The sequence below is a fragment of the Pseudoteredinibacter isoporae genome (assembly GCF_040372805.1).
Lineage (GTDB): Bacteria > Pseudomonadota > Gammaproteobacteria > Pseudomonadales > Cellvibrionaceae > Pseudoteredinibacter > Pseudoteredinibacter isoporae_A.
Genome location: NZ_BAABWJ010000012.1, coordinates 1 through 12,173 on the forward strand (window position 1 = coordinate 1; position 12,173 = coordinate 12,173).

At 49.2% G+C, this 12,173-nt stretch carries 9 protein-coding genes; 3 read left to right on the plus strand and 6 right to left on the minus strand.

Features of this window, described 5'->3' with window-relative positions:
- Positions 1-2,296 (plus strand): vWA domain-containing protein (locus ABWW03_RS18250; RefSeq protein ID WP_353410797.1); only part of this gene is annotated, 2,296 nt, incomplete at its 5' end.
- A 27-nt stretch (positions 2,297-2,323) separates the two neighbouring features.
- On the opposite strand, the gene ABWW03_RS18255 is transcribed toward ABWW03_RS18250, so the two are convergent.
- Positions 2,324-3,052 (minus strand): TetR/AcrR family transcriptional regulator, encoded by a 729-nt coding sequence (locus ABWW03_RS18255; protein ID WP_353410799.1) that lies wholly within the window; start codon positions 3,050-3,052, stop codon positions 2,324-2,326.
- Positions 3,053-3,272: 220 nt separating this feature from the next.
- On the opposite strand from ABWW03_RS18255, the gene ABWW03_RS18260 reads away from it, so the two are divergent.
- Positions 3,273-4,418 carry an acyl-CoA dehydrogenase family protein gene (locus tag ABWW03_RS18260; RefSeq protein ID WP_353410801.1) on the plus strand — a complete coding sequence of 382 codons (1,146 nt, stop codon included), beginning with the start codon at positions 3,273-3,275 and terminating at the stop codon, positions 4,416-4,418.
- A 158-nt stretch (positions 4,419-4,576) separates the two neighbouring features.
- Here the strand turns inward: ABWW03_RS18260 and ABWW03_RS18265 are convergent, their stop codons facing one another.
- Together ABWW03_RS18265 and ABWW03_RS18270 are read right to left on the minus strand one after the other, a co-directional pair.
- Positions 4,577-5,974 carry an aminotransferase gene (locus ABWW03_RS18265; RefSeq protein ID WP_353410803.1) on the minus strand — a complete coding sequence of 466 codons (1,398 nt, stop codon included), beginning with the start codon at positions 5,972-5,974 and terminating at the stop codon, positions 4,577-4,579.
- A 196-nt stretch (positions 5,975-6,170) separates the two neighbouring features.
- Positions 6,171-7,001: a helix-turn-helix transcriptional regulator gene (locus ABWW03_RS18270; RefSeq protein ID WP_353410805.1), complete on the minus strand. Its 831-nt coding sequence runs from the start codon at positions 6,999-7,001 to the stop codon at positions 6,171-6,173.
- A 139-nt stretch (positions 7,002-7,140) separates the two neighbouring features.
- Between ABWW03_RS18270 and ABWW03_RS18275 the strand changes: the two genes are divergently transcribed.
- Entirely contained in the window at positions 7,141-8,646 is a 1,506-nt protein-coding gene (locus ABWW03_RS18275; protein ID WP_353410807.1) for a PQQ-dependent sugar dehydrogenase, read from the plus strand.
- Between the two features lie 93 nt (positions 8,647-8,739).
- Here the strand turns inward: ABWW03_RS18275 and ABWW03_RS18280 are convergent, their stop codons facing one another.
- The 3 genes from ABWW03_RS18280 to ABWW03_RS18290 all read right to left on the minus strand — a co-directional run bounded on the left by ABWW03_RS18280 (position 8,740) and on the right by ABWW03_RS18290 (position 11,861).
- Positions 8,740-9,885 carry an acyl-CoA dehydrogenase family protein gene (locus tag ABWW03_RS18280; RefSeq protein WP_353410809.1) on the minus strand — a complete coding sequence of 382 codons (1,146 nt, stop codon included), beginning with the start codon at positions 9,883-9,885 and terminating at the stop codon, positions 8,740-8,742.
- A 159-nt stretch (positions 9,886-10,044) separates the two neighbouring features.
- Positions 10,045-11,205 carry an aromatic ring-hydroxylating oxygenase subunit alpha gene (locus ABWW03_RS18285; RefSeq protein ID WP_353410811.1) on the minus strand — a complete coding sequence of 387 codons (1,161 nt, stop codon included), beginning with the start codon at positions 11,203-11,205 and terminating at the stop codon, positions 10,045-10,047.
- A 35-nt stretch (positions 11,206-11,240) separates the two neighbouring features.
- Positions 11,241-11,861 carry a TetR/AcrR family transcriptional regulator gene (locus ABWW03_RS18290; protein ID WP_353410813.1) on the minus strand — a complete coding sequence of 207 codons (621 nt, stop codon included), beginning with the start codon at positions 11,859-11,861 and terminating at the stop codon, positions 11,241-11,243.
- Positions 11,862-12,173: the final 312 nt, after the last annotated feature.

Here is a 12,173-nt window from a genome sequence, read left to right on the forward strand (position 1 = left end):
TGATAATGCAGTGTTTGCGGTGGTCGTAGGTGATGCTGCATTGAACAGCCAGGTAGAACTTACTTTGATCTCCGGGTCCGCAGATACACCGGCTGACTTCAATGCAAGTTCGTTTGAATACCGCCTTGGTGATAGTGGCCCTTGGTTAGTGGTGCCCGCAAATGGAATCGTTGATTTGCCGAATGGCGGTGATCAATTAATTCAGGTTCGAACTGACACGGTTGCCGATACTGTCGATGAGCCGGATGAAAACTTCACACTGCGCGCGGAGTTGATCAGCAATGGCAGCAACGTTGTTGATACAGGTTTGGGCACTATTTTGGATAATGATGAAGCGCCCCACAATTTACAAGTTACGGCAACAACCGTTTCCGAAGAGGGCATTACTCCGGACGGCTTGACGGATTCTGTCGGGAGCCCGAGCGACATCAGCGATTCACCGACAGCCACTGGCAGCATTAGCTTTGACGATGCGGGAGACAACAATCCATTTAGCTTTATCTTAACCGGGCCAAGTGGTGTGACATCTGGTGGTAATGCCGTTGTTTGGAGTTACGACAGTGGCAGTGGGACATTAACGGGCAGTTACAACGAGGGCGGCTCTAATGTCACGGTGGCGACGGTTGTGCTTGGCACTTTGAGCAGCAGTTCAGGCAGCCACAGTATGGACTATACGGTGACCTTTGAACGCGCTATCGATCATCCTGGAGTGGATCAGGAGGACGTTGTTGACCTGCAATTTGGCATTACGGTTGATGATGGTGTAAATCCCGTTGCGAATAGTAATTTTATTGTGTCGGTAGAGGATGATTCGCCGAGAGTGGAAGATGTCACCCGTCAGGTGGAGGTGCCTCCAGCACAGACCAATCTGATGATCGTGTTGGATATCTCGGGCAGTATGGCCGGCAGCAATCTTACCTTGGCAAAGGAAGCGATCAACCGTTTGATCGACACCTATGAAGCAAATGGTGATGTCAGGGTAACCATAATTACCTTTGATACCTCGGCAAATGTGGAACAGCCTTATTGGCAAAGCTCGTCAACGGCTAAGGATGATGTGGATGCACTAACCGCAGGTGGGTGGACAAATTACGATGGGGCATTGGCACTTGCGCAAACGGCTTTCGATTCTGGAAACAATGGCAATATGTTGCCCAATGCTAAAAACGTGTTGTATTTCTTGTCTGATGGTGAACCTACCGCGGCCGATGGTGATACCTCGGTGTTGGCTAATTCTCCAGTGGTTACCCAGGGTAGCAATCCCGGTCATCCCGACTTTGGTATTCAGGCGGCGGAGGAAAGTGCCTGGATTACTTTCTTGAACAATAATGATGTTGATGCGTTTTCATTTGGTATGGGCCCTGGTCCGAGTTTGGCGAGTTTGAATCCCATTGCTTACGATGGTGAAAACGGTAGCGATAAAAATGCGATACAGGTTGATGATCTGAATGATCTCGATGACGCTCTGCAAAGTACCGTTGAAATTCCTCAGGTACAGGGCAACTTGTTGGGTAATTTGGGAGGACAGTTTGGTGCCGATGGTGGCGTTATTTTGGAATTTATTGACAGGCGCGATACGCCGAATGACACCAGCGATGATGTGCTTTATCGCTACAATCGTTCAACCGATCAAATTACCAATACCAATACCGGAGCCGTAAGCAGCGGACAGTTCCTGGTCATTACCACAGCGTTGGGCGCAACCTTGACCGTCGATATGGTACAGGGGGATTACTCTTATGATGCCAACTATCAAGTGACCAATGATGTCAGTGAATACTTTGGCTTTCGTCTGCATGATACTGATGGAGACGTTTCCATTAATACCGACCCAGGTGCGCAGGACCCCAATAATGCCATGCTGACATTTAATGTCGTCAGATCGAGCAGTGGCAGCAGCCCATTGAGAATTGCCCGGGAAGAATCTCAGCTGCAGAGCGGGCAGGACATTGGCGAGGCAGCATTCCATCCGGTGAGCTTTATGACTCCTTCGGCCGCTCTGTTCGCTGAACAAGCTTTGCTACCAGATTTCGAGCTTCCTCAATTGGCTTTACAGTTCGAAGCCTTTCAGGAATTTGAGGTTCCCGTAAGCTTGGAGTTTGGTGATATCCTGGAGAGTCTCGCGCCGGAAAGCTTAGAGCAATGGCTAAGTGACAGCACGGTGGAAACTGCTGTTCAAAGACAAACGCAGCCGTTTGACGCTACTGACCAAGCCGTGAACAATGTACATGATGTGTATATGTATGAGCACGCAATCAATAATGCCATTATGCAAGATGAGATAGCGTTATTTTAAAAGCGCAGCCTAGGCTGAGTGCCCAGCTTAGGCTTTCAGGTTTGACTCCAAGCGCTCTGCTACGCGCTCTAATCGTTCACAGAGCGCGAGTTCTCGACTGTCTTCAGCGTTTTCCCTAACCTTCATGCTTTCCCATATCGGGTGGCATAAGGTCTTGGCGTACTGCTTTAACTTGCGGTCACTCAGTTGTTTTTCTCCGGGCTCCAATTGAGCCAGCAAGCTTCTCACTCCATATTCCAAACTGCCAAAGAATAAGTCTCGCATGGCGCTCAGTTTTATATTGTTGCGTAATTCGTTTCGGGCGATACCTTCCCGAATGATCCGATCGAAGAGGCGGGTATAAGTTTTACTGTGTTTGAAGATGCTGGAATTCTGATAATCCAAGTAGAAATTGAAATGCTCACTGAAATAAACGGCAAGCAGACGCATCAATAGAAAATTGTCAGCAGCAATTAGTCGAATGTGATTTTCAGCAAGAAAGGTAAATTGCGCGAAGCCGTCGTGTTTTTCGTGCAGTCCGTCTTGAGCGGTTTCGGTCAAGCGGCTGTAGAAGCCCCTAACGATTTCCTCAAGCAAAGCGTTCTTGCTGTCAAAGTAATTGAACACTGTGCCTTCAGACACCCCAGCTGCTTTGGCAATTTGCCGGGTACTGCTGTGGTGGTAGCCTTGCTCGGAAAAGAGTTCAGTGGCCGCTAGCAGTATTTTTTGCTCTCTTTCCTGCTGTCGATTCATTGGTTTTGAGCGTTTAGAGTTCATGCTTTAGCTGCTTGTCAGATGGTTAATATATGCAATTTACCCGGATTTCTGCCTGGAATCGCAAGCGTAGAAGCGGATTTTGTACAGCTTACTTGACGTTGAGCAATGCATCAATATATTGTTGCATTGCTCAAGTTGGTTTTGTAGCGCAACTCACATGAAAAACCAGATGCCTTATTTGGGCACACCATCAAGCATATTTCAGAAAAGAGAGTAGCCCATGATTTTCACGGCGGAACATGAACAACTCAGGGAAACTGTGCAGCGTTTCGTAAGAGAAGAGATAAACCCATATGTTGACGAGTGGGAGAAGGGAGGAATGTTTCCAGCGAAGGTGCTGTACAGAAAGGCCGCTGCGCTGGGTTTGCTGGGCATCAATAAGCCGGAAGAATATGGTGGATTAGGGCTGGATTACAGCTTTCAGGCCATTTTTGCAGAGGAGATTGGTCGTGCAGATCACATGAGTTCTCCACTGGGGCTTGGGGTTCATACCACCATGGCAACACCGGCCTTGACCCATTTTGGTAGCCATGAACTCAAATCAGAATTTCTCGTGCCTGCGATTGCGGGTGAGCGAGTCGCGTGTATTGCGGTCAGTGAGCCTGGAGCCGGTTCGGATGTGGCTCAGTTGAAGACTCAGGCCAAACAAGTAGCTGACGATTACGTGATCAACGGGAGCAAGATGTGGATCACTAACTCCACACAATCCGATTTTATTTGTTTGTTGGCCAATACTTCCGAGGGGCCCGTCCATAAGAATAAATCATTGATTGTTGTGCCCAGTGATACACCCGGTATCAGTTTTTCGAAGCCGCTTGAGAAACTGGGAATGCACGCTTCCGATACGGCGCAGATATTTTTTGACAATGTTAAAGTCCCTGTGCGGCATCGTATTGGGGATGAGGGCAAGGGCTTCTTTTATCAAATGCAGCAGTTTCAGGAGGAGCGCTTGTGGTGTGCCCTGAGTTGCTTGAAGGTTTTTGAGAACTGTATTGATAAGACCATCGAATACACAAGTGAGCGACATATTTTTGGGGCACCTGTATTGCATAATCAATCGATTCACTATCATCTGGCTGAATTGCAGGCGGAAGTCGAGTTACTGCGATCGCTTTGCTATGACGCTGTTGAGAAGATGATGCACGGTGAAGATGTGACACGTTTGGCAACCATCGCGAAATTCAAGCTCGGAAAATTAACCCAGACAATTCCCAATGATTGCTTACAGTACTGGGGTGGCATGGGCTTTATGTGGGACAATTTTGTCGCACGTGTATATCGAGACATTCGCGCGGCTGCAATTGGCGGTGGTTCAGATGAAACCATGCTGGCGGTGTTATCCAAAATAATGGGAACACATCCCTGAATCCTTCACCTCTCGGAGGGATGGAGTTTTACCTTTACACCTTGGCCTGCCAACGATCATGATGACACCGTCCCCTGTGCCTTGAGAAAGTATGCCCCATGTGGGGCATAAAAGGACTTTCAACGAACTGTGTGACGGTTTTGCTAAGCTGCTTTGCGTTACAACAAACCTTCCTGCTTAAGATCTTCGATAGTGAGTTCAATACTCTTACGCAAGGTGCTGACGACAAAATCAACATCGGCCTTGCTCATTGTTAAAGGTGGTGACATCACATTCAGATGCACAATAGCACGGGTAATCAGCCCCAGTTCATCGGCGTGGTTAGAAACGCGTTTGCCGATGTCCTGCTCTTCAGGGAACAATGCTTTGGTCTCTTTGTTGGCTACGTATTCCACGCATACCATAAATTTTCGTCCGCGCACCTGACCGACGATAGGCAGGTCTTCCAGGGTTTTGAGCTGCTGTTCGAAGTAGGGACCAACTTCCATTACGTTTTCCAGGAGCTTTTCTTTCTCCAGGATTTCAATGTTCTTGAGTGCCGCTGCACAGGCAACCGGATGACCGGAATAGGTGAAGCCATGAGCGAAACAGCGACCCGAATCTTCGGCGTTTAATACATCCCAAATGGTGTCAGAAAAGAGCAGTGCGCCGAGAGGTTGGTAACCCGACGTCAGGCCTTTTGCGGAGGTGATCATGTCGGGCACGATGCCGAATTCACTTTCAGAGGCAAACCAGTGACCAAGGCGGCCAAAAGCGGTCACAACTTCATCGGCGACGAACAAAATGTCGTTCTTCTTACAAACGTCGTACATACGTTTGAGATAGCCCTCGGGTGCGACAATCACGCCACCGGCGCCCATAATTGGCTCGGCAAAAAAAGCGGCGACGTTATCAGCGCCTAACTCGGCAATCTTGTCTTCGAATTCCGTCACCAGCTCATCAACAAACTCAGCTTCACTTTGCCCAGCGGCCGCACAGCGGTAATAGTTCGGATAGGACAGGTGATGAATGATGTCGCTGATGTATTCAAACTCCGGTGGATGGTCACCCGGCTTACCGCCAATTGACATCGCTGCATAGGTCGAGCCGTGATAGGAATTCATGCGCGAGATGATGTGCTTTTTCTCATGCTTACCGCGACAATTCTGATAGTAGTGAATCATTCGAAAAGCGGTGTCTACAGCCGTGGAACCGCCGCAGGTGAAAAACACATGATTCAGTGGGCCAGGCGCCAGCTCAGCTAATTTGGCTGCCAATTTGGCGGCTGGCACATTGGTGAGATCCACAAAGGGGCTGGCGTAGGACATCTCATAGGCCTGGGCGGCGATGGCGTCAGCCATTTCTTTGCGGCCCAAGCCGATATTGTTACACCACAAGCCCCCAACAGCGTCGAAATAGCGTTTGCCATCGGTATCGTAGATATAGCAGCCCTCGCCACGGGCAATGGCCAGCGCGCCTTCTTCACGAAAGACATCAAATATTTGCCAGGGGTGCAAATGGTGATCTTTGTCCATTTGATTAATGGCTTGGCTGTCGTATTGCGCTTGCTGGCTCATAGTGTTCTCAATCTTGGAATTATCTTAAATCTTGTAGTGGATAAGGCTAAGCAAAAGCCCCGCTGCTGCCCATACCCCTATAGGGTAGGTTACCCAATAGGGTCAGTTGCGCCAATCAAACATGCGCCAATCAAACAAACGGAGCGTGCCATAAACTGGCCATTACACCGGTCAGTAATACTGGGCGTCGGCGTATTCAGGGCTTTGGGCGCTGGTGGTAGGCTTGTAAAGGATCGCCCATGTCTTGGGGTTCAAGGGTGCTGAGAGAATTCAGAAACAGCGAGAAAAGCTCTGACTGGGAGTTGATGTCCAGTTTATTATAGAGGTTTCGTTTGTGGACTTTCACAGTTTCCATGGAAATGCCCAGGCGCTCGGCCATGGACTTTGTGGAATGGCCCTGCAGCAGCAGGCGAGCAATTTCGGCTTCACGTTGGGTTAGAAAAGATTGCCCAAACTGGGCAAAGGCCTGTTGCAGACGCTGGTGCATATTGTCTGCGTTATCGCCCCGATTCACCTGGCCAACTTCCTGCCACTGTTGTGACATAACCGCCAGCACCCAGGGGCATAGGGTGTTCAGGGTTGCTCTGGCGTCCTCATCAAAAGGCGAGGTACGACACAGGGAAAGGTGGATATAGCCTTGCTCGATACGTTGCAGATACCCAATTTCATCGGCGAAATTGGCGTATTGAAAGTATTGCCGAAAATACTCACTTTGCTCGAAATCATCGGCGGCCAGTTCCTGCAGGCGATACAGGCCCGCAGGACGTTGTTCCTGGCAAGCTTGGAAGTAGGGGTCCAGAAGATAAGCGCCACTCATATAGCGGCTCATGCTGGCTTGTTTGGCGATAACGCCCTGATCGTAGATGTCCAACAGCAATTGCGGACGATCTTGTTCCAGAAAGGCAAAAGCGGCGAGGCTTTGCACCGGACAAATACGCTCAAACAGCTGCATCATGCTATCGGCAAAACGGTCCTGGCCAAGATGTTCTGTGACCCGGGCCATAGCCGGGATCAACGCTTCAAGCATGGTTTATTTCTCATACAGCCCGCAGTTGCGCGCAAAGCAACATTTCATACATTAGGGCCTCAATATAGGGAAATTATGGTAGTCTGCCAAGAACAAGTCCAAGCAAAATAATAAAAGGATTAAAACCGTGGCTTTCATCATGAAATTGATCAAGTGGTTATTACTGCTGCTTATCGTCTTGGCAATCGCGATTGCCGCACTGTTGCAGTTTGGCCCACTTTCTCTGGGCAGTGTAAAAGCCATTCTCAATGTACTGGGCGTTTACAGTGTTGAGGCACCACAGCAGAGCCTGATTGCGAAGCGCTTGAAAGTGCCTGAGGGATTTTCTGTGGGGCGTTATGCCGAGGGTCTGACCAAGGTTCGGTTTATCGAGTTCAGCCGACAAGGTGATTTGCTCGCGGTGTTGTCACGTGATGGCCAGTTGGTGAGATTAAAAGCCGACAAGGACGGGGATGGTCGTCATGATGGAAAAGACATTTTGATGGAGGGTTTGAAAGCCCCCAACGATCTGGAATTCTACGACGATTATTTGTACATTGCAGAATCCAACGCCATTGGCCGCGTGCTTTTTGATCATGACAGCGGCCAATTTGCGGGTGAATATGAAGTGATCATTCCCAACTTGCCCGACGACGGCAATCATCGCAGCAAATCGATTCGTCTGCACGATGGCAATTTGTATCTGAGTATTGGCTCAACATGCAATGTCTGTGAAGAAGCGGATCAACGTCGTGCCACTATCATGCGTTTCGATATCGATGGAAAAAATGGTGAGATATTCGCCGCCGGATTGCGCAACAGTGTTGGGCTCGATATCGCGCCTTGGGACAATGCCCTTTATGCTACCGACAATGGCCGTGACTTACTTGGTGATGATTATCCTGTATGTGAATTGAATAAAATTGAAGAAGGTCAGTTTTACGGTTGGCCTTACATCAATGGCTTTGGCGACCTGGATCCCGATTTTGGTGTCGGGCAGGAAGACCGCCAGGGGCTCTCCACTTCGCCTGTCTTTGGTTTTCCTGCGCACAACGCGCCTTTGGGGATTCGTTTTATCCGTCATGCGAAAGTGCCTGCGGAATACGGAAAAACCGCATTGGTCGCTTTGCACGGTTCCTGGAATCGGAGCAAAGCCGACGGCTACAAAGTCGTGGCTGTACATTGGCAGGAAGATGGCACACTGCGCAGTGAAGATTTCCTGAGTGGTTTTGAGAAGGATGAAGATATTATTGGTCGCCCGGTGGATATCGCCGAAGGTCCGGATGGCTGCCTCTATGTGTCTGACGATTATGCGGGTTCGATTTATCGTGTCTGTCATGGTCAGTCCCAAGACACCTTGGTGGATTTGAACAGCGAAGAAATGAGCGATAAAAGCTATGAGCAACTCAGCACGGAAGAAATGCGTGTTGCGCTGCGTGTCGGTGAAGGGCTGTACCAGGAATATCCCTGCGCGACGTGCCATCTATTACAGGGTGAAGGCACTCAGGGGGGCAAAAGCCTGGATAATCTGAAAGCACGCTACACACTGGATACACTCAGCGACTACTTCCTGCACCCCAATGCGCCTATGCCGACGTATCCCTTTGATGAAGCACAAAGGCGAGCACTGGCTGTTTATTTGTTGTCAGCAAGTGAGGCTTTATAAGCTGACGCGCGGGAAACCGAAGAAGAATGGCGGAGAGGTGTAGATGTTCCTTTGCCCTCAGCCTTACCAGGCTGGGGGCAAAGTTCGCTTTTATTACTTAAACAAACCTCGAGAAATCACTTCCTTCATGATTTCCGATGTGCCGGCATAAATCGTTTGAATACGCGCATCCACGTAAAAGCGTGAGATCGGATATTCCGCGGTATAGCCATAGCCGCCGAACATTTGCAGACATTGGTCCACCACATCCAGTTGCATTTCTGTTGAACTTAATTTCAGAATGGCGGCATCTTCCACGCTCATTTCACCGCGCTCGTATTTGTCCATGTTCTTTTCCAGCAGCGCACGGACCGTCTCAAGCTGAGTTTTGCATTCAGCCATCTTAAAGCGTGTATTTTGAAATTGGCTGATCGATTGACCAAAGGCCTTACGATCTTTCGTATAGTCGATCGCCAGCTCAATTGCGCCATCGGCCGCACCGACGGCTTGGCTGGCAACGCCCAAACGTTCGCGGGGCAATTCCTCCATCAAATAAATAAAACCACGCCCTTCCTCACCCAGCAACGCGTTGGCGGGCACGCGCATGTTTTCAAAAAACAGTTCTGCAGTATCACTTGAGTGTTGGCCAATTTTTTGGATTGATTTACCGCGATTGAAACCAGGTAGGGAAGTATCGACCAAAAACAGGGATACCCCTTTAGCGCCAGCACTGGGATCCGTCTTGGCGCAAACAATCACCAGATCCGCGTAGATACCGTTAGTGATAAAAACCTTGGAGCCGTTCAGAATCCAATCATCACCATCCCGCACGGCACTGGTACTCATGCCGGCCAAGTCACTGCCGGCACCGGGCTCGGTCATGGCAATTGCGCCCAGAACGTCACCGCTGACCATTTTAGGCAGCCATTGTTGCTTCTGCTCGTCCGTACCGATATTCAGAATGTAAGGCATCACAATATTGGAGTGAATATTGTAGCCACTGCCCAAGCCGCCAAAGCCCATGCGGGACATTTCATAGGTAATCATTTGAGCGACGCGGAACGATGCCGCTGCCGCACCGTACTCCTCAGGCAAATCTGGCCCTAACAGCCCGGCGGCACCCAGGGTTTGCCAGATTTCCTTGGGGGTAGCGTGGGCATCTTCCCAGGCCTCATAGTGTGGAGAAACCTCCTGTTCCAGGCAACGTACTGCCATTTCGCGAAACAAACCCAATTCAGAGTCATCAACATTCTGGGACATATCCTGGCCTCATTATTCAACTATTGCTAAATCGAGGATAATGGCAAGAAGCTCCAGGCAGGCCAATAGTATAAGGTGACTCTTTTAGTGTTTATTTCGCTCAAAGTGACAGTAACTCAGCGCCCCTGATCATTGCGTGGGGGACCTTGTAATCAATGATCAGTTAAGTGCTTCGCCGGCAATGGCCTGATCGATATAGTGTTCCAGCTTCGCCAGGCCGCCTTCAAACAGTCCAAAGCGCAGATGACGGTTTGCACCAGACAGAATACCGGACTGAATTGACTCACCCATCTCAAAGTCTTCGTCCAGTGTCATCTCCGTAATTTGGTGATTGCGATCCCAGTGAGCTTGCTCGCGTTGCTCAAATTCACCTTTTGGAATCAGCATCTGAAAGGTAATTTCAACCTTAGAGGCACTGATCGGCTTCATAATAAACATGGCAATGTGATCTTCTTGAACCAAGAGCGCCACATTCGGAAACAACTGATACACGATATGAGTATGGTCGCGAATTCGCCAGTCACTTTGAGCCTGTTCGCGTAAGGTGTTAATGGATTGGCGAGGCAGGATCAAGCGAAAATGAGGTGCAAACGCTTCTATATGTGAAGTGTTGCTGAAAAAATAAGGTGCGATGGTCTTCGCATGTGTTACCTGAAAATGATAGGACTCCAGGCCACCACCGGAAACAATTTTCCAATTGCTGTTCCAGGTTTTAGTCACCGGTCGATAAACCATCATGTCCTCAATGCGGTAGTCCTCCAGATCATTTTCCAGCGGCGCCCAGAACCGATCAAAATCAAACTCCAGGTCTATGGTTGGCAGCACAAAAATAAATCCGTTGCGCACCCAGAGTGATAATTCACTCAGCCCATTGTCACTCTTGATCAGATCAGGAAAACCGTTTTGATGAGGAACGGCTTTCAGTTCCCCTTTGTTGTTAAACATCCAGCCGTGGTATGGGCAGGTGAAACGGTTTTTACAGCCGCTCTCGGCATTTTCCAGGCGAGCGCCGCGATGCTTGCAGACATTAATCATGGCTTTAAAACTACGGTCGTCAGCCCCGTCATTCTGACGAGCGATAATGACGTTGGTGCCGTATAAGTCTCGGGTAATAAAGCCATGGCCTAACTCAATTTCACTGATATGCGCCACCATATTGGGCAGCTTTTTAAAGACGGCTTCCTGCTCCTTTTGGAAGTATTCATCATCATGATATTTATAAACCGGTGACAGATATTCCTGTTCATCGTGTTGAGTGCTTTTGCGGTCAATATAGTTTAAACACTGTTGCAGCAGCTCAACTTGCTGTTGGTGGTTCATATCAGGCATCCATTAGGTGGGTCGGTATTTTTGTGTTATTGAAAGAGCCGTATGGTGATGAGCTCAAGTAGTTCTTCACGTTGCTGTTTTAACAATGCTTTGAAATCACTGGCGCTCAGGATTTGCTTCAGCGTTGGCAGAGACACAACAAAGTAATGTTGTGCGCCGATCATGTTGTAGAGGAAAGCCATAGGCTCGAGGTTCTTAAAATGCCCATTTTGTTGGCCTCGCCGAATCAGTTCACACAACTGTTCCAACCATGGGGCTAAATACCAATTGTGAGCTGACGCGGCCCGTTGAGGGTTATCCAGCATTTCTCTCAAGATCAGTATGGCTTCGTCAGGCCGTTCTTTGCCCCAGCGGTAAAAACCGTCCATCACATTCAGCAATTGCTGTTTTTCGTTTTCAGTGCTGGCTATGGTGTGTTCCAGGTCTGCCATCAAGCGGCTGGAGACCTGTTCCAGTACCGCGCCATACAGTTTTTCCTTGCTGGAAAAGTGGTGGAGCAGGGATGGCTTTTTAATTTCTACGGCTTCGGCAATGCTGTTGATGCTGGTACCGTAAAAGCCGGTTTCTGAAAATGCTTGGGTGGCCGCCGCGAGGATTCGGCTTTTGGTATCCCCGCTGGGCGAGCTGACAGAGCGAAGTTTGGTCATGTTTTGTCTCAGCTATGTTGATTACCGTTCTTTCAAGGCTCGTTGTATGGGACTCATTGCATAGGGCTTGTTGCCATCAGTCAGCGGGAAGGCCTTGCCTGCTATCTGCCTATTAACTTTCTCTTTTAGCTTCCCTTTTAATTTTCCCTTCCCCTTTTCTCATGCAAGGCTACCGACCGGTTGGTAGGGTGAATATAAGACAAAAAATGGCGCTCATCAATCCTTTTTGTGCAAAGAGTGAGCGGCTGGAGCCGAGACAGAGTCAAAATAGAGGGAAAGGCTTTGCCCGGAGGATGGGATCCTGGCCGGGCT

Bases quoted from the DNA above. Each gene is read 5' to 3' on its own strand.
- ABWW03_RS18255 (WP_353410799.1), bottom strand. From the start codon at position 3,052: ATGAACTCTAAACGCTCAAAACCAATGAATCGACAGCAGGAAAGAGAG.
- ABWW03_RS18260 (WP_353410801.1), top strand. From the start codon at position 3,273: ATGATTTTCACGGCGGAACATGAACAACTCAGGGAAACTGTGCAGCGT.
- ABWW03_RS18265 (WP_353410803.1), bottom strand. From the start codon at position 5,974: ATGAGCCAGCAAGCGCAATACGACAGCCAAGCCATTAATCAAATGGAC.
- ABWW03_RS18270 (WP_353410805.1), bottom strand. From the start codon at position 7,001: ATGCTTGAAGCGTTGATCCCGGCTATGGCCCGGGTCACAGAACATCTT.
- ABWW03_RS18275 (WP_353410807.1), top strand. From the start codon at position 7,141: ATGAAATTGATCAAGTGGTTATTACTGCTGCTTATCGTCTTGGCAATC.
- ABWW03_RS18280 (WP_353410809.1), bottom strand. From the start codon at position 9,885: ATGTCCCAGAATGTTGATGACTCTGAATTGGGTTTGTTTCGCGAAATG.
- ABWW03_RS18285 (WP_353410811.1), bottom strand. From the start codon at position 11,205: ATGAACCACCAACAGCAAGTTGAGCTGCTGCAACAGTGTTTAAACTAT.
- ABWW03_RS18290 (WP_353410813.1), bottom strand. From the start codon at position 11,861: ATGACCAAACTTCGCTCTGTCAGCTCGCCCAGCGGGGATACCAAAAGC.